The organism is Niastella yeongjuensis (genome assembly GCF_900110245.1).
Lineage (GTDB): Bacteria > Bacteroidota > Bacteroidia > Chitinophagales > Chitinophagaceae > Niastella > Niastella yeongjuensis.
Map to the genome: position 1 here is coordinate 240,151 of NZ_FOCZ01000003.1, position 17,697 is coordinate 257,847.

13 protein-coding genes are annotated in these 17,697 nt (G+C 45.7%); 8 read left to right on the plus strand and 5 right to left on the minus strand.

Translation table 11 applies throughout. The annotated features are described in order from the left end of the window. Nucleotides 1–33: 33 nt before the first annotated feature. Nucleotides 34–1,302, minus strand: coding sequence for an adenosylmethionine--8-amino-7-oxononanoate transaminase (locus tag BMX95_RS09435; protein ID WP_081197481.1), 1,269 nt, complete (start codon nt 1,300–1,302; stop codon nt 34–36). 279 nt (nt 1,303–1,581) lie between these two features. Between BMX95_RS09435 and BMX95_RS09440 the strand changes: the two genes are divergently transcribed. From BMX95_RS09440 to BMX95_RS09455, 4 genes are all read left to right on the plus strand, one after another. Continuing rightward, nucleotides 1,582–2,142, plus strand: a complete 561-nt coding sequence (locus BMX95_RS09440; protein WP_081197482.1) for an RNA polymerase sigma factor — start codon at nt 1,582–1,584, stop codon at nt 2,140–2,142. Next, nucleotides 2,129–3,841, plus strand: a complete 1,713-nt coding sequence (locus tag BMX95_RS09445; RefSeq protein WP_081197483.1) for an outer membrane beta-barrel protein — start codon at nt 2,129–2,131, stop codon at nt 3,839–3,841. The genes BMX95_RS09440 and BMX95_RS09445 overlap by 14 nt, the downstream gene beginning before the upstream one ends. A 77-nt stretch (nt 3,842–3,918) precedes the next feature. After that, nucleotides 3,919–5,184, plus strand: a complete 1,266-nt coding sequence (locus BMX95_RS09450; RefSeq protein ID WP_081197484.1) for an LVIVD repeat-containing protein — start codon at nt 3,919–3,921, stop codon at nt 5,182–5,184. Nucleotides 5,185–5,199: 15 nt separating this feature from the next. Beyond that, on the plus strand, nt 5,200–5,796 hold the full coding sequence (locus BMX95_RS09455) for a hypothetical protein (RefSeq protein ID WP_081197485.1): 597 nt from the start codon (nt 5,200–5,202) through the stop codon (nt 5,794–5,796). A gap of 2 nt (nt 5,797–5,798) precedes the next feature. Here the strand turns inward: BMX95_RS09455 and queG are convergent, their stop codons facing one another. Further along, nucleotides 5,799–6,728 (minus strand): tRNA epoxyqueuosine(34) reductase QueG, encoded by a 930-nt coding sequence (queG, locus tag BMX95_RS09460; RefSeq protein WP_081197486.1) that lies wholly within the window; start codon nt 6,726–6,728, stop codon nt 5,799–5,801. Then, nucleotides 6,718–7,614, minus strand: a complete 897-nt coding sequence (locus tag BMX95_RS09465; RefSeq protein WP_081197487.1) for an AraC family transcriptional regulator — start codon at nt 7,612–7,614, stop codon at nt 6,718–6,720. The genes queG and BMX95_RS09465 overlap by 11 nt, the downstream gene beginning before the upstream one ends. Before the next feature lie 252 nt (nt 7,615–7,866). Between BMX95_RS09465 and BMX95_RS09470 the strand changes: the two genes are divergently transcribed. The 3 genes from BMX95_RS09470 to BMX95_RS09480 all read left to right on the plus strand — a co-directional run bounded on the left by BMX95_RS09470 (nt 7,867) and on the right by BMX95_RS09480 (nt 12,674). After that, nucleotides 7,867–9,345, plus strand: a complete 1,479-nt coding sequence (locus BMX95_RS09470) for a xylulokinase (protein ID WP_081197488.1) — start codon at nt 7,867–7,869, stop codon at nt 9,343–9,345. 174 nt (nt 9,346–9,519) lie between these two features. Beyond that, on the plus strand, nt 9,520–10,848 hold the full coding sequence (gene xylA, locus BMX95_RS09475; protein ID WP_081197521.1) for a xylose isomerase: 1,329 nt from the start codon (nt 9,520–9,522) through the stop codon (nt 10,846–10,848). A gap of 197 nt (nt 10,849–11,045) precedes the next feature. Then, a complete protein-coding gene (locus BMX95_RS09480) occupies nt 11,046–12,674 on the plus strand; it encodes a sodium:solute symporter (RefSeq protein ID WP_081197489.1) in 1,629 nt (542 codons plus the stop codon). A gap of 62 nt (nt 12,675–12,736) precedes the next feature. On the opposite strand, the gene BMX95_RS09485 is transcribed toward BMX95_RS09480, so the two are convergent. Together BMX95_RS09485 and BMX95_RS09490 are read right to left on the minus strand one after the other, a co-directional pair. Beyond that, on the minus strand, nt 12,737–13,312 hold the full coding sequence (locus tag BMX95_RS09485; protein WP_081197490.1) for a CAP domain-containing protein: 576 nt from the start codon (nt 13,310–13,312) through the stop codon (nt 12,737–12,739). 418 nt (nt 13,313–13,730) lie between these two features. Next, nucleotides 13,731–14,786, minus strand: a complete 1,056-nt coding sequence (locus tag BMX95_RS09490; protein ID WP_081197491.1) for a serine hydrolase domain-containing protein — start codon at nt 14,784–14,786, stop codon at nt 13,731–13,733. 179 nt (nt 14,787–14,965) lie between these two features. Between BMX95_RS09490 and clpB the strand changes: the two genes are divergently transcribed. After that, nucleotides 14,966–17,578, plus strand: coding sequence for an ATP-dependent chaperone ClpB (gene clpB / locus BMX95_RS09495; RefSeq protein ID WP_081197492.1), 2,613 nt, complete (start codon nt 14,966–14,968; stop codon nt 17,576–17,578). Nucleotides 17,579–17,697 lie beyond the last annotated feature (119 nt).

Sequence of the window (17,697 nt, forward strand, 5' to 3'; positions counted from 1 at the left end):
AAGCAGGGGCGAACAACCCCTGCTTTTTACGCTTTACTCTATTGTTTCCAAAATATTGATAATCGCGGTATGCACTTTACCTAACTCTTCCCTGGTAATGCAATACGGCGGCATAATGTAAACGGTATTACCCAACGTACGCAGATAAATACCCTGCTCCAATGCTTTTCGGGTAACATCCATTCCTATTGTATTCAAATATCCATCGCGGCCCGATTCAATTTCAAATGCCATGATGGTTCCAATAGCCCTCACATTCTTTACGCGCGTTTCAAAACGCTTATCTGTAGTTAACTGCTGAACAAATTGCTGTTGCTGTTGGCTGATGTGTTCTATTTGCGACAGACAGTCGGGGTGCAATAACAGATCCATACTGGCCAGGGCTGCGGAGCAGGCAAGTGGATTGGCAGTAAAGGAGTGCCCGTGGAAAAATGTTTTTTTCCGGTCGTCGTCTACATAGGCGCTGTGGATCCTGTCTGTACAGGCGGTTACACCCAGCGCCATGGTGCCGCCGGTTAACCCCTTCGACAAACAGATAATATCCGGTTTTTCCTCTACATACAGGCTGGAAAACAATTTTCCGGTTCTGCCAAAACCCGTCATAACCTCATCGGCAATACAGATCACGTCATGGGCATGGCATTGCTGCAATAATTTATTCAGGGCGGTGGCGTCATAAATATTCATGCTGCCAACACCCTGTAACATGGGTTCATAAATAAAACAGGCAATTTCATCCCAGGGGCCATCGTACAAAGGAGCGTCTTTGGTGGGAGCATCGGTAAAAATAACATCGAACAGTTTGTCCTGGAAGGCGAGGGTGAACACACTGCGATTGCTCAGGCTCATGGTGCCAAAGGTATCGCCATGGTACGAGTGGTTCAGCGCCAGGATCTTATTGCGTTTGGTATTGCCTGTGTTCCACCAGTATTGCAGGGCCATTTTAACACCTACTTCCACGGCGGTAGAACCATTATCGGAATAGAAGATCTTTGAAAAATCACCCGGCAGGATCTCCAGCAGGCGTTCGGCCAGCCGTACAGCCGGTTCATGGGTGAACCCGGCAAAAATTACCTGTTCCAGGGTTTTGGCCTGTTCGTATATTTTTTCGGCAATATAAGGGTGTGCGTGTCCATGAATGGTGACCCACCAGCTGCTGATGGCGTCTATATAGGCTTTTCCGTTCTCGTCAATTATGTAGGTCCCGTCTCCCTTTACTACCGGAATGGGCTCCGGCATGGACTTTTGGGGGGTATAGGGGTGCCAGACTGCTTTTTTATCTCTTTCAATTAGTGTTGCCATAGGACCGCAAAGGTCTCAGTTTTTAGTTTAAAGTTCAAAGTTTAAAGTTTAAAGTCGGGGCAGCTTCTTATGTTCTTAGGTTATTAAGTGGTCTTTGTTTTCGGCTGGCTCGCGGCACCGTCGCGGTCTTTCTGCCCGCTGCCTTTTGCCCACTGCCCTTCTGCTACTTAAATATTCTAAATAAATACTATTTCAGAATAGTGGAATAAATAATAAAATTGCATTTTCTACAACCGGTGCAACGGTATGACATCGATCATTGTCACCACATAGCTATAAATGGATTATAACAGGCTGGTTAAAGATTGTTTGAAGGGGCTGCCGGAGGCCCAACGACAGCTCTACGAGCATTTTGCTGAGAGTATGTTGGGGGTGTGCTATCGCTATACCAAGTCTGTGGCCGATGCAGAAGATGTGCTGCAGGAAGGGTTTATAAAAATATTCCGTAACCTGCACCAGTTTAAGTTTGAAGGGGAATTAGGCGGCTGGATCCGCCGGATCATGGTGAATACAGCGTTAAACTATCTCAAAAAGAACAGCCGTTACCAAACCGATCTATCCTTTCCTGAAACAAGCCTGCACCCGGTGTCAGACGATAACCCCGAGGTGACACTGCAGGCAAAAGACCTGGCTGAGTTGATCCGCCAGTTGCCGGCAGGCTACCAAACGGTTTTCAACCTGCATGCTGTTGAAGGATTTTCACATGTAGAAATTGGAAAAATGCTAGGTATTAATGAAGGTACTTCCCGGTCACAATATGCCCGTGCACGTGCATTATTGATAACGTGGTTAAAAAAAACGAGCGTAGAAACAAAAAAGGAAACGTATGTCCGACCATGAATTTGAGAAACAGGTACACCAGAAGTTGCAGGAGCTAAAGCTGCGTCCTTCTGATGGGGTATGGATGGAGGTGCAAAGAAACATCCACCAGGGTAAAAGCCGTCGCCGCATCATGTGGTGGTGGATGGCCGCAGTTTTTGTTGGCATAACCGCCGGAGGCTTTATTCTGTATACTTACACTGCTCAAACGCATACTCATACGACTGACGTTGCAAAGACGGCAGTCACTTCCTTATCAACTACAAAACCCACTGAAACATCGACCAATTCTACTTCTGATAAACACACCACTACTTTACAACCGGTAACGGAGAAAAACACAACTGGCGAAGAAAATGCCAGCCCTAACGCATCATCACAATCCAGTGCACAGCAACCGACCAATGTATCAAATGAATCCTCTGCTGAGGCAACTGGTACCAAACAACCGGTTATTGCGGCCACAACCATTATTAATAAGAGTAAGAAACAGGTTCAACAACCGAATACTTATAATCCCGGAAATAAAAACCGGGGTGAACAGACCTTTACCAATAAGCTAACCTATGAAAAGCAGCGCCATCGTACCAACAAGAATAAGAATGGCGTGCTGGGAACAATTGTTATAATGGAAGCGCCCGAACAGGCGGTAAGCAGTACAATTGGTGATATTGAGGTACCCAAACCTGAGAACCTAAACAGCACCATGCCGGCCCGGGTAAATGACCGGGATAATACTATTGCCACCAACAAAGCAACAGCAACGCCATTTAGTAACAAGCTGCTGCTTTTGCCCGATTCATTGGGTAATACCACTGCGGTTGCCCAGCCTATTCAACATAGAAAACCTTCTTTGTGGCATTGGGGTGCCATGGCTGACGCCGGTTATTCGCGCATTGCTGAAAGCAGACTGTTCCAGTTAAAGGGTTTGTTAGGAACCGAAAAATACTATGCTGAAGACCTGGCGGCCCGCAGCAATGCCAGCCCAAGTGGCAACAACAGTACAAATAACTTCAGCGGTACTGCCAATAACCAAATGGTAAACTGGTCGGCCTATACCGCGCCGCCAAAGAAAGCTTCACCTATTCAGGCTGATTTCTCTTTTTCTGTAGGCCTGTTTGTTCAACGTACTATTTCCCCCCGGTTGAAAATATCATTGGGGCTTGAATACAATTATATAAGTGTACATACCGAGGTAGGGCAGAAGGTGAATTCTGCCGCTAATCCAATTGTAGTGAATGTGGGTCCTTCGCAGGCCACGGTGGTAAAAACCTATTACAAATCTGCAGGTACCGATACGGCACAAACGATTAGCGGGAATGCTTCCTATGCTAATGCAACATACAGCCAGCGTTATACCTATCGTTTTCATTACCTGGAAATGCCATTGACGGTAAGCTGGCAGATCAACAAAGGAAGAAGATTGCCGCCGTTCCAGTTAGAAGGTGGTTTTTCCATAGCCAGGCTGATCTCGGAGGATGCATTGCATTACGAAGGCATAAAAGGCGTATACTATAAAGACAATGATCTGTTCAATAAAACCCAGATCAACTTTGTGGCCGGGTTAAGCGTTGGGTTATTGCAACGCAGCAAACATCCAATATGGATTGGTCCTAACCTTCGCTATGCGCTCAATGGACTGGTTAACAAAGACGTGTCAACCGGGCAGTATGCCTGGTCAACCGGCATCAGTATAAAAGTGCTACTAGGTAAGTTGTAGCAAAATAGTTCTGCGAAAATAACAGGGAGAGGCAACGCTTATTTTCTGACGTTTGTCAGTTGTGAAAAGCTAAACTTATGAAACGGCATCTTATGTCGGGCCTACAGTTAACCATAACTGTAATGTTATCCCTGTTCTTAACCAACTGCGATAAAGAAAAATGCACCCGATCATACACGTTGTATGATCCTGTTTATACTTCGCTTAGCCAGGTGCGGGCCAATATGAAAAGCAATCCTGCACAGGCGTTAAAAAATCCGGGAAAGATCTATATATACGGAAATTATATTTTCCTGAACGAATCGAATGAAGGTATCCATATTATAGATAACAGCAACCCTTCAGCGCCGAAGAACCTTGCGTTTGTTACTATTCCCGGTAATATCGATATGGCAGTAAAAGGCAATACACTTTTTGCTGATTCTTATAGCGACCTGGTGGCTTTTGACATCAGTAACCCGCTGAGTGTAACAGCGAAAAAGTTTGTAAACAATGCATTTCCTTACCGCAATGCCTATTATAGATATGGCAATAATACTACCGACCCTGATTCTATCAAAGTGATCACTGGCTGGAACACACATGATACCGTTATGGCCTGTCCGGGCGGTCCTGTAGCTTATGATTATTCTTTCCTGGCTTCTTCCAGCGCCGGTGGATTCTCCTCGCAAAGACCCGCTGGTAACGGACAGGGTGGCTCTATGGCCCGTTTTACCCTGATGAGCGATTATTTGTACACCGTATCGGACCGCGAATTGTATTCATTTGATGTATCTACCCCGCAGGATCCTAAATACAACAATAAGCTGGTAATCGATAACCAGACGATAGAAACCATCTATCCGTTCAAAAACAAATTGTTCATTGGTTCAACTACCGGTATGTACATTTATGATGTATCGACGCCTGGTACTCCGGTCAGACAAGGAACGTTTTCACATGCACGTAGCTGTGACCCCGTGATCGCCGATGACAATAAGGCCTGGGTTACCTTACGCAGTGGCACCACCTGTGGCAGCACTACCAATTCCCTGGAAGTATTGGATATTACCGATCTTAACCAACCGGCATTATTAAAATCTTACACCCTTACCAGTCCTTTTGGATTATCGAAAGAAGGGAATACGCTGTTTGTTTGCGATGGCAAAGACGGCATTAAAGTATACAATGCAAGCGATGCCAAAGACCTGAAACTGATAAAGCAAATAAGCGGTATGGAAACCTATGATGTTATTGCCTGGAACAACCGCGCGTTGGTGGTAGCCAAAGACGGGTTGTATCAGTTCGATTATGCTGATATGGCTAATATCCGTTTATTGAGTAAAATAGGTTTGACGCAATAATTACATTCCCTGATTATGCCAATAAAGTATTTTTTGTTTTTTGCTCTGCTGACATTGGGATGTGTTTTTATAACCAGTGCACAGGAGATAAAACAGGAACAGCCAGCCAAAAAAGGCTGTTCCTGTTCCTTTAGTTCTATTAATCAGTTGGGCACAGTAGGCGGACGGTGGGGAATAGGGCCGCTGGTGCAAAGTGTTAATGGGGTTCGTTATAAAACCTGGTTTGCCGGGATAGGTGTGGGAATAGATGGTTACAAAAGGGGATCTTTCCCGGTATTTTTAGATGTGCGGAAAGATCTTTTTAGCAAATCTCTTACACCTTTTATTTATGCCGATGCAGGTCTGCATTTTCCCGGTAAGAAAATAGTATCGGATAATCAATGGTTTGAAAGCGAATATTCAACCGGGTTTTACTCCGATGCGGGGATAGGGTACAAGCTGGGCGGCAGCAGGCCGGGCAGGGGAGCTATTGTCAGTGCCGGTTATAGTTACAAATACATTGAACGGGAGTACCGGTATAAACAGAGCGCCTGTGTCAATTGTACTACCAGCTATACTACTTATAACTCTTATTTACACCGCATTTCCATAAAGATAGGCTGGCAGTTGTAAGATCACCCTTTAAGGAATTTTACATTTCGTTGTATGCCCTGAAACTTAGCCCGTTTTAAAGGCGAATGGCGGAAGATCTGTTTAAAGGCTTCTTCGGTCAGTGATTCCCATTCTTTGGTAGTGAAGTTCAGAATTTCGGGAATGGGCGTAAAACCGGCTTCGCTGGTTGGTTTGGCAAACCGGTTCCAGGGACAAACATCCTGGCAAACATCGCAGCCAAACATCCAGTCGGCAAACTGCCCTTTCTTATCATCGGGCAGTAATAAATCCTTTAGTTCAATGGTATAGTAGGAGATGCACTGACTGCCATTGATCACTTTGCCTTCGGTGATAGCCCCGGTAGGACAAGCATCGATACAACGGCGACAGCTGCCGCAATAATCTTTGGCAATGGGATCATCATATTCCAGCTCTAAGTCAACAATGAGTGTAGCTATGAAAAAGAATGACCCCTGTTGTTTGTTGATGAGGTTGCCATTTTTCCCGATCCAGCCCAGGCCACTCCGGTGGGCCCAGCTGCGTTCCAATACCGGCGCCGAATCAACGAAACCCCTTCCCTGAACTTCCCCAATGTGCTCATTGATGAGTACCAGTAGCGCATGCAGCTTCTTTTTGATCACTTCGTGGTAATCGTTCCCGAATGCATATTTTGAAATATGGGGGGTATTGGTTTGCTGGGTTTGTTGCGGGAAGTAATTCAGTAATACGGTTATTACCGATCTGGCACCGGGCACCAGTTTGGTGGGATCGATACGCAGGTCGAAATAGTTTTCCATATACTGCATGTTGCCATGCAGGCCCTTGCTGAGCCACTGCTCCAGCCGCCGGGCATCATCGCCCAATTGCTGCGCCCTGGCAATGCCGCAGAAGTCGAAACCTAATTCGCGTACGAATGATTTTATTTGTTGGGTATGGTATGCTTTATTCGCCATTCAAGATCCTGAATTCATCCGGTAAATATTCCTCCTGTTCCTGTATGCGGAACTGCTTCCGGAAACCCGATGGGGTGAGTTTTTTTAGTTTTAAGAACTGTTTATTGAAATTGGCAAGGGTGTTGAACCCGCTTTCTATGCTGATCTCCAGCACGGTTTTCTGGGTATCTACCAACAGCTTGCAGGCATGGCCTATACGCACTTCGTTTAAAAAATCGATATAGGTCTTCTTCGTACATTTTTTAAAATAGCTGCAGAAAGCCGGGATGCTCATGCCTGCAGTGGCAGCCACATCGCAAAGCGCAATGGATTCCTGAAAATTATCGATGGTGAACTGGAAGATGCGGTCGATGCGGTCTTTGTTTTTTGCCTGGAAGGTTTTTACTTCCTGCGTACTCACTGTTTCGTAATCATGCGCACCGGTTATAATCTGTAAACATTCGCACAGCCTGATGATGCGGGCAAAACCCTGTAAATGTTCCAACCCGGTCAATAACGGTTTTAACTGCTGCCGGGTAGCTCCCTGGATCTTCAACCCCTGCATGGCTACGGAAAACAGTTTTAGAATGCTTTTGCTTTCGGGCAATTGCATAAAACCAGGTCCCCAGAAATCATCGGTAAACTGCACCACCACGGCTGCGGTGGTGAGGTCTTTATGGGCCTTTTGAAAAGTATGCGGCAGGTTGCTGCCCAGGAAAAAAACATCGTCGGTTTTAAACTCACCAATATAGTTACCAATAAAGGCAGTGCCTTCACCTTCCAGGAACAGGATGAGCTCGTATTCAATATGCTGGTGCCAGGGCACTTCAAAATGCGGCGTACGGTAGGTGCGCGCCACAAAAGAGGTGTTTTGAGAAAGCGGTAATTTTTCAACTAAAGGTTTCATAACCTGGCTACTTAACCACTATTTTAAGCAAAAATAAACATATATCTTATCGATTATATTAAAATAGTTTAGGTTTTTGTAAATAAAGTGGTAGGCTATCTGGTTAATATCCAATAATTTCGATTCTTCGATAAAGGTTTTTGGTTAACAGGCAGCAGGTGTAGGGCCAGGAATCAGATCTCAGTCTAAAGCTTGCTGCCTTTTCAGGTCTTCAACCCATTTTCTCATTCTTAGAAATTAGTTAGCTGCCATATGTTATTGCTTGGAATTGATGTAGGCACGTCCTCAATAAAAGTTTCTGTCGTAGACGCCCAAACACAGCAGTGTAAAGCATCTGCCCAATACCCCGAAACAGAATCCCCTATCATCTCTCCCCAGCCTGGCTGGGCCGAACAAAGTCCCGAAATGTGGTGGGAACATGTGCAACAGGCTATTAAAAAAGCGCATGCTACCAATAACTATAATCCCGCTGATATTGGCGCCATTGGTATTTCGTACCAGATGCATGGACTGGTGATGGTTGATGAAAATCAGCAGGCATTGCGCAACTCAATTATCTGGTGCGACAGCCGGGCAGTTGAAATTGGTGAAAAAGCATTCAAGGCTATTGGCAAAAAACAAAGTCTTTCCCATCTGTTGAATTCCCCCGGAAACTTTACTGCCTCCAAACTGGCCTGGGTAAAAGAAGAAGAGCCGGATACCTATAAAAAAGCGATGCGCATTATGCTGCCCGGCGATTTCATTGCCATGAAATTGACGGGTGAGATCACTACCAGCATCTCCGCTTTATCGGAAGGTATTTTCTGGGATTTCAAAAAAAACAGGATCAGCAAGGATGTAATGGAGCATTATGGTTTTGACGATGAACTGATCCCCCCTGTACAGGATGTATTTTCAGACCATGGCCGGCTGAAAGAAAGCATAGCTGCTTCCTTATCGTTACAAGCCGGTATACCGGTTACTTATAAAGCGGGCGACCAGCCCAATAATGCCCTGTCGTTAAATGTGCTGGAACCCGGTGAGGTGGCTGCTACGGCCGGTACTTCAGGTGTTATTTATGGCGTTAGCGACGAACTTACTTATGATCCCGAATCGCGTGTAAACACTTTTGCACACGTTAATTATACCAATGATGAAAAGCGGTTGGGTGTGCTGTTGTGTATCAATGGCACCGGTATTTTGAACCGCTGGGTTAAAAACATTTTCACACCGGCTATCAGCTACAGCCAAATGAACAGCGAAGCGGCAAAAGTACCAATAGGTGCCGATGGTTTACGCGTGCTGCCTTTTGGTAATGGTGCCGAGCGTATGTTGAACAACCAGATCATTGGCGTGCATTTTCATCATATCGATTTAAACCTGCATTCCCAGGCGCATTTGTTCCGCGCCGCGCAGGAAGGCATTGCCTGCGCATTCCGGTATGGACTGGACATCATGCGCGAAAATGGCATGAACCCACAGGTGATCAGGGCTGGTAAAGCCAACCTGTTCCTGAGCGAGCTGTTTGTGGAAGCCTTTGTAAATACCACCCATGTACCGGTTGAATTGTATAACTGCGATGGCAGTATAGGCGCTGCAATAGGCGCAGGAATTGGCGCCGGCGTATATAAAACTCCGAAAGAAGCATTCACCCAGGTTAAACCTTTGACAGTAATTGAGCCAACGAAGAAGAAGGAGTACAAGCATGTATATGAGGAGTGGAAAGTGCTGCTGGATAATATTTTGAAATAAGTTGCAGGTGAGTGGTGAATGGTGAGTAAGGCTCGCGAAAATCGGAGGCATCTGAAAATTGGCGAACCCTTTGACCACTGAAAATTGCTGCGATGGCTACAGGTTACAGCTTGAGGCTTGCAGCTGCATATCTATACACGAAACATCTTACAAGTAAATAATAAACTCAAGAATATGAACATCATTACAGGTGACAAAGAATTCTTTAAAGGCATTGGCCAAATCAGGTATGAAGGCGTGGAGAGCGATAACCCACTGGCCTTTAAATGGTATGATGAGAACAGGATAGTAGCTGGCAAAACCATGAAAGAGCATTTGCGGTTTGCCGTATGTTACTGGCATACGTTCTGTAACACCGGCGCTGATCCGTTTGGCCCCGGTACAAAACATTTTGCCTGGGATGCAGCCGGCGATGCCGTAGCACGTGCTAAAGACAAAATGGATGCGGCTTTTGAATTCATTACCAAGCTGGGTGTTCCTTACTATTGTTTTCACGATATAGACCTGGTTGATGAAGGCGCTAACATAAAAGAATATGAAAGCCGTTTGCAAACCATTGTTGACTATGCCAAACAAAAACAGGCAGCCAGCGGGGTGAAATTATTATGGGGCACTGCCAACGTGTTCAGCAACCCCCGTTACATGAACGGCGCTTCTACCAATCCTGATTTTGCTGCGGTGGCCTATGCCGGTACACAGGTGAAAAATGCGCTTGATGCTACTATTGCCCTGGGTGGTGAGAACTATGTGTTCTGGGGTGGCCGCGAAGGTTATATGAGCCTGCTGAATACCAACATGAAGCGTGAGCTCGATCACCTGGCGCAATTCCTCACCATGGCGCGTGACTACGCCCGCAAACAAGGTTTCAAAGGAGTGTTCTTTATTGAACCCAAACCCTGCGAACCTACCAAACACCAATACGATTATGACAGCGCCACCGTGATCGGTTTCCTGCGTCATTACGGACTGGATAAAGACTTTAAACTGAATATTGAAGTAAACCATGCTACGCTGGCCGGCCATACCTTCCAGCACGAATTACAGGTTGCTGCCGATGCGGGTATGCTGGGCAGCATCGATGCCAACCGCGGTGATGACCAGAATGGCTGGGATACCGATCAGTTCCCGGTTGATTTGAATGAGCTGGTAGAAAGCATGCTCATTATTCTGGAAGCCAAAGGTTTTGCCGGTGGTGGTATAAACTTCGATGCCAAGACCCGTCGTAACTCAACCGACCTCGAAGATATCTTTATGGCGCACATCGGTGGTATGGACACCTTTGCCCGCGCACTGGTGATCGCTGATAAGGTAATGCAGAAATCGCCTTACCTGAAATTCCGCAAAGACCGCTATGCTTCCTTTGACAGTGGTAAAGGAAAAGAGTTTGAGACCGGTGCTTTAAAACTGGAAGACCTGCGGGAGTTTGCCCTGACGAATGGCGAACCAAAACAGACCAGTGGTAAGCAGGAGTGGCTGGAGAATATCATCAACCAGTATATTTAGTAAAGTGTGGGTTTTGTGCATGTAGGCAGGTGATGTAAGCGGTAAGATATAGGAAGTAAGAAGTAAGAGGTAGGATTCAGGTTTTTCATACTTCTTACCTCATGCTTCCTATTTCATTTTGTTGCCACCACAAAGGCCCAACTTTTAACTACCAGTAACGTAACAACAACATAAGTAACCAAACAAAAGCTTGCCATATGCATTTTCTTGGTCCAATCGATTGGTTATTCGTAGGCCTGTACCTTGCCGTAATAGCTGCGATCTCCATCTGGTCGATTAAAAAAGCAAAGGATTCACCGTCAGATTACTTTCTGGCCAACCGTAACCTGGGCTGGTTTGTGATCGGTGCATCTATTCTCGCTTCTAACGTAGGTTCTGAACATATTGTAGGATTAGCCGGAACTGCCGCCAGCAGTGGGGTGGTGATGGGGCATTATGAACTGCACTCCTGGATCATCCTTACGCTGGGTTGGGTATTTGTGCCCTTCTACATGCGCAGCATGGTGTATACCATGCCCGAGTTCCTGGAAAAACGCTTCAATGCAAAAGCAAGATGGCTGTTGTCGATCATACAGCTCATCAGCTATGTAATTGCAAAAGCAGCCGTAACCATTTATGCCGGCGCACTGGTGTTTAACTCCCTGCTGGGGGTTGACTTCTGGACCGGCGCCATCATACTTGTAGTGGTTACGGGGGTGTATACCATCTTCGGCGGGTTGCATGCGGTAATGTATACCGAAGCCATCCAGGCCATTGTATTGTTGCTGGGTTCTGCCGTGCTGCTGTTTATTGGTTTGGATAAAGTAGGCGGCTGGGGAACCCTGATGCATTCGTTGCCCAAGGAGAAACTGAATATGTTCCAGCCATTATCAAATCCCGATTTCCCGTGGGCCGGTATTTTGTTCGCCTCGCCGATAGTGGGGCTATGGTACTGGTGTACCGATCAGCACATCGTACAGCGTTGTCTGGCTGCCCGTAATGAAAAGGAAGCAAGAAGAGGGACCATCTTTGCAGCGTATTTAAAACTGATGCCATTCTTCATCTTTATGATCCCCGGGTTGATCGCCTATACACTGCATCAACAGGGTAAAATAAATATGACCGATACCGATGTGGCCTTCCCTACACTGGTAAAAGAGATCATGCCGGTGGGATTGCGTGGTTTACTGGCCGGTGGTTTGCTGGCCGCGTTGATGAGCTCGCTGGCTTCTGTGTACAATGCGTGTTCAACCCTGTTCACCATGGATATTTATAAGAAAATAAAACCCGAAGCTTCCAACCATGAACTGGTGCGCGTAGGGCGTATTGCAACGGGGATTGTGGTACTGCTGGGCATGATCTGGATCCCGTTGATGAAAAACATTTCAAAAGGATTATATGGCTATTTGCAAAGCGTACAATCGTACCTCGCACCGCCCATTGCCGCAGCCTTTTTGCTGGGTGTTTTCTCCAAACGCATCAACGCAAAAGGCGCCTATACCGCTATGGTGGCAGGGTTTATAATTGGGATCCTGAAGCTGGTGTTTGAATTGATGAAAGCTCAGTTAGGACCTGGCCTGTTGTATGATTTTGCTACCATGAACTTCTTATACTTCTGTATCGCATTGTTCGTGTTCTCCGTTGTGCTGATGGTTGCGATAAGCCTGGCTTCTCCGGCCCCGGATGAAGCGCACATAAAAGGATTGACGTTTGCTACTACTGTTGCTGAAGATAAAAAAGCTTCGCGTGCAAGCTGGAATCAAAAAGATGTGTTGTTAACGGTAGTGGTATTAGTGTTTATTATTGCCATATTTATGTATTTCTCGCCACTGGGAATAGCGAAATAAGCAACAGACTTATATTATTATAGATGCCATCCTGATAGGGGTGGCATTTATATTTTAAACAGTTACCAGTTGTGTTTGGCTATAATGATACAGATGTAAGACTGGTATTTACCACCGTCGCATTTTACAAACCCGATGCCTGCATCGTGCAGTGATGCGTCCCATTCGCCAATGCCCAGCAAATGATTGCGATGGCCTTTTTGGGCATCCTCTTCGTCGATGATCAATGATTTAATGGCGGCTTCGCCGGATTCGTGGCCGGAACCGATGGATTCAAAGAAGTTTTCCTTTTTATCTTTCAGCCAGTCGGCATTCAGGGTATAACCACTTTGATTAATGAAAAAGTTAATGCCATAACCTTCGGGGTTCACATGATCGAAGTAATTGCGTTTGGCCATATCAAGCGCTTTGGCTTCGGCCACCCTTGCCAGGGTATCGTTCCAGCGCAGAGGCGCTTTGGTGATTGGTAATTTTGATTGGAGGTGTAATTCCCTGTAATATTTTTCCGGATTGCTTCGAATAGTATTCAGTAATTGAAACGCCTGTTGGGCTTCTTCTTTTACCACAAAGGGGTTGTTATTATACAGGAACGACAATAACAACATGACTACTGGCACCATGTAGGAAACTGCTTTCATAACGAGTACGGTATGGTTCTGAAATGAAATATCGCTCTTATAATAAATCTAAGCATTGCCGGCCGCATTTCCAATAGGGGCAAAGAGTTAACAAGTTGATAAGTTAACAGGTTGATAGCGTTGAGGGGGGATAAGTGCCTGCAAACTACTTATGAGCAAGGATATTGTACTACCTGTATTAAGTGATTTTGCGTATTTCGGGGAATTGTACTGTAGGCCGGCGCTGCCGGTTTTTTATTTGTTTTTATTTTTCAGGTGCAGGTTCAAACAAGAATTTTTTTGGTAGCACCATAAACGATTAAGGACTGATGATGAACGATGGGCGTTTCGGTTTTCCGGAATGCCCTTTTTTGTTAGTGGTGGTTTGTCAGTTGTGAGTGAGCTCGCGGGAACTCACTCACAACTGACTACTCACTTCTTACTTGCAACCACTTCCGCCTACAGCTTCATCTACGGCACCTTTAAATTGCATGGCAATATCTTTCTTCTGTTCATTAATTAACGACTTCACAAAGAGGATGGCGGCGTAATTGCGGCATTTGTCAATAAACGGCCAGGTACCAAACAGTCCCGGGCTGCTTACTACGGTACTGTTGCCGCTGGCATCTTCTTCCTGGATCCATTCGCCGAGGCCATAGTGAAAACCTTCTGCTACCTTGGGAGTGAACTTTACCGGCAGGTTAGGGAACTGTGGCTTTTCCATTTCCTCGATGGCCTTTTCGCTCAAAATTCTTTTGCCCTCAAACATACCCTTGTTCAGGATCATCGATAAAAAGTTAATATAATCATTGGCAGTACTACGGGCGCCGCCGGAAGGGTTGGGTGCGTAACCGTTCTCATTCATGAATGAGGTTTGCTTCATTTTCAGGGGGCGTAATAATTTCTCCTGAATAAGGCGGTCGAATGGTTTTTTGGAGATCACTTCCAGCACCCGGCCGGCAACGTTCAACCCAATACCGCCGTAATGAAATTCAGTACCGGCATTGTTGGAGATCTCTTTGGCGGCAAACGTATTTACTTCTTCTTCAAGCGATGCGTATTTGCTGCGCTGGACCATCTTCAACAAACTGCCTTTATCATTTTCAATGCCTGTGGTATGCGTAAGGCATTGGCGAATGGTTACGTAGCTCTTCATGTATTTTTCAAATACCGGCAGGTATTTACTTACCGGGTCATCCAGGTTCAATTTGCCTTCATCAACAAATTGCATCACCAGTGCGGCGGTGAGCCATTTGCTGCAACTGGCAATGGGGGCCGGGGTTTTGGCATTGAACTCACCCAGCTCTTTGGTGTGCACCACCTGTCCGTCTTTAAATATGATAGCCACCACATCGTTGCCCAGTGATTTCTGGTTTTTTTGTAAAAGGGCATCTACCTGGCTGAAGTCGGATTGGGAAAAGGAAGACTGAAAGAATAACAGGAAAACGAATAAAATACTGCAAATGAGGCAGATGGAACGCGTTTTTAATGACATAAATGCATGAGTTTTAGGCCTGGATTATGATTTGTAGGTATTCTACAGCTTTTTGAAAATGGGGAACGGAATGAACCGGACCAATCACTTTTACGTTCAGTAAAAGTAAAAGGTTGGTTGAAAGATCCTGGCTACCATTTTCGAAAATTTAAATTATTACAATTTCAAATTAACACGCTATGAACTTAGGAAATTTTACCATTAAGGCGGCAGAAGCGTTTCAACAGGCACAACAATTAGCGTTTAATTCACAGAGTCCAAATATAGAAACGGAGCATGTGTTGAAAGCTTTGCTCGACCAGGAAGATTCACCGGTTGAATACTTATTAAAAAAGAATAATGTAACGGTGAACCTGTTAGAGAACAAACTACAGGAATCGATCAATAAACTGCCTAAAACAAGTGGTGATGCAGCCCAGGCTGTGAGCAGGGAAACCAATAATGCGGTATTGCGCGCAGGCGCCTCATTAAAACAATTCGGTGATGAATTTATTACACCCGAACATTTGCTGCTGGCAATTGTGCAGGGCAACGATTCAACCGCCCGCTTATTAAAAGAAGCCGGATTAAGTGAAAAAGGTTTAGTGACGGCTATAAAAGAATTACGGAAGGGCGACACCGTTCAATCCCAAACCCAGGAAAGCACTTTTAATGCGCTGAATAAATATGCCCGTAATCTGAACGACCTGGCCCGTCAGGGAAAATTAGACCCTGTAATTGGCCGTGATGAAGAAATCCGCAGAACGTTGCATATTCTGTCGCGCCGTACCAAGAACAACCCGATACTGGTAGGGGAGCCCGGTGTAGGTAAAACCGCTATCGCCGAAGGCATTGCTCATCGTATCGTAAACGGAGACGTACCTGAGAACCTGAAAACAAAAGTGATCTATACCCTCGATATGGGCCAGCTGATCGCCGGCGCCAAGTATAAAGGTGAGTTTGAAGAAAGGCTGAAAGGCGTAGTAAAGGAAGTGACCGAAAGCAATGGCGAGATCATTTTGTTCATCGATGAAATCCATACCCTGGTAGGGGCTGGTGGCGGCGAAGGTGCCATGGATGCCGCCAACATTTTGAAACCCGCTTTGGCACGTGGTGAATTGCGGGCGATAGGTGCCACTACCCTGAATGAATACCAGCGCTATTTTGAAAAAGATAAAGCCCTTGAACGCAGGTTCCAGAAAGTTATGATAGATGAACCATCGGTTGAGGATGCGATATCAATTCTGCGTGGGTTGAAAGACCGTTATGAAACGCACCACCATGTGCGCATTAAGGACGAAGCCATTATATCGGCAGTGGAATTATCGGCCAGGTATATTACCGACCGTTTCCTGCCCGATAAGGCGATTGACCTGATTGATGAAGCAGCAGCGAAATTGAGGTTGGAAATGAATTCGATGCCTGAGGAACTGGATCATCTGATACGGCAAATTCGGCAACTGGAAATTGAACGTGAGGCTATTAAACGGGAGAATGATGAAGATAAACTGAAGGAGCTGAATACCGAAATTGCCAATCTGAGTGTGCAACGCGATACCTTAAAAGCCAAATGGCAGGAAGAAAAAGAGCTGGTTGACAAAGTGCAGGATGCCAAGGCACAGGTAGAGCAATTGAAAGTGCAGGCAGAACAGGCTGAACGCAATGGCGATTATGGAACGGTGGCTGAGATCCGCTATGGCAAAATCAAAGAACAGGAGCAGTTGATCAGTGAGTATTCGAAACAGTTGAATGCCATCAGCGAAAACAAACGGTTGATGAAGGAAGAAGTGGATGCAGAAGATATCGCCGAAACAATAGCAAAAGCTACCGGCATACCGGTAAGCCGCATGTTGCAGGGTGATAAAGAGAAATTGTTGTACCTGGAAGAAAAACTGCACGAGCGTGTGGTGGGGCAGGATGAAGCGATAACTGCCGTAGCTGATGCTATTCGCAGAAGCAGGGCGGGATTACATGATCCCAAAAAACCGATTGGTTCATTTATTTTTCTCGGAACAACCGGGGTTGGTAAAACTGAGCTGGCAAAAGCCCTGGCCGATTACCTGTTCGACGATGAAAGTATGATGACCCGGATTGATATGAGTGAATACCAGGAAAAACATACCGTTAGCCGGTTAGTGGGTGCGCCTCCGGGATATGTGGGATATGAAGAAGGTGGTCAACTCACTGAAGCAGTTCGCCGTAAACCTTATAGTGTGGTATTGCTCGATGAAATTGAAAAAGCGCATCCCGATGTTTGGAATGTGTTGTTACAGGTACTGGATGATGGCCGCCTTACCGATGCCAAAGGCCGGGTGGTGAACTTCAAGAACACCATCATCATTATGACCAGCAATATTGGTAGCCATTTGATACAGGAAGCATTTGAAGATGTGAAAGAGCATGATGTGGAAGTTGCAACAGAGCGGGCCAAGGTTGAAGTGATGAACCTGTTACGGCAAACCATCAGACCTGAGTTCCTGAACCGGGTAGATGAAGTGATCATGTTCCAGCCATTGCTGAAAAAACAGATCATGGGTATTGTGCAAATACAATTGAACGGTCTGAAACGGCAGGTGGCGGAGAATGGCATCGATCTGCGATTCAGTAATTATGCGCTGGAGTACCTGGCTGAACAGGGTTTTGATATGCAGTTTGGTGCCCGGCCATTGAAACGGCTGATCCAGAAAGAGATCGTTAATCCGTTGAGTAAAAAGATCCTGGCTGCCGACATCGATAAGTCGAAACCGGTAATGGTCGATGTATTCGATGGAGTAGTGGTATTCAGGAACGAAGCGCCGGAAAAAGTAAAATAATAATGAATCGTTAAAAGGAAGGGAATTGCTATTTGGCTGAGAACTATATCGAAAGGAGAGCGTTATATAAAAGTGAGTGAGATTGAGACCTGTGATAAGAGCCTGTCAGGTCAGTATAA

Excerpts from the sequence above, each read along its gene's own strand:
- BMX95_RS09435 (WP_081197481.1), bottom strand. The coding sequence starts at position 1,302 with ATGGCAACACTAATTGAAAGAGATAAAAAAGCAGTCTGGCACCCCTAT.
- BMX95_RS09440 (WP_081197482.1), top strand. The coding sequence starts at position 1,582 with ATGGATTATAACAGGCTGGTTAAAGATTGTTTGAAGGGGCTGCCGGAG.
- BMX95_RS09445 (WP_081197483.1), top strand. The coding sequence starts at position 2,129 with ATGTCCGACCATGAATTTGAGAAACAGGTACACCAGAAGTTGCAGGAG.
- BMX95_RS09450 (WP_081197484.1), top strand. The coding sequence starts at position 3,919 with ATGAAACGGCATCTTATGTCGGGCCTACAGTTAACCATAACTGTAATG.
- BMX95_RS09455 (WP_081197485.1), top strand. The coding sequence starts at position 5,200 with ATGCCAATAAAGTATTTTTTGTTTTTTGCTCTGCTGACATTGGGATGT.
- queG (WP_081197486.1), bottom strand. The coding sequence starts at position 6,728 with ATGGCGAATAAAGCATACCATACCCAACAAATAAAATCATTCGTACGC.
- BMX95_RS09465 (WP_081197487.1), bottom strand. The coding sequence starts at position 7,614 with ATGAAACCTTTAGTTGAAAAATTACCGCTTTCTCAAAACACCTCTTTT.
- BMX95_RS09470 (WP_081197488.1), top strand. The coding sequence starts at position 7,867 with ATGTTATTGCTTGGAATTGATGTAGGCACGTCCTCAATAAAAGTTTCT.
- xylA (WP_081197521.1), top strand. The coding sequence starts at position 9,520 with ATGAACATCATTACAGGTGACAAAGAATTCTTTAAAGGCATTGGCCAA.
- BMX95_RS09480 (WP_081197489.1), top strand. The coding sequence starts at position 11,046 with ATGCATTTTCTTGGTCCAATCGATTGGTTATTCGTAGGCCTGTACCTT.
- BMX95_RS09485 (WP_081197490.1), bottom strand. The coding sequence starts at position 13,312 with ATGAAAGCAGTTTCCTACATGGTGCCAGTAGTCATGTTGTTATTGTCG.
- BMX95_RS09490 (WP_081197491.1), bottom strand. The coding sequence starts at position 14,786 with ATGTCATTAAAAACGCGTTCCATCTGCCTCATTTGCAGTATTTTATTC.
- clpB (WP_081197492.1), top strand. The coding sequence starts at position 14,966 with ATGAACTTAGGAAATTTTACCATTAAGGCGGCAGAAGCGTTTCAACAG.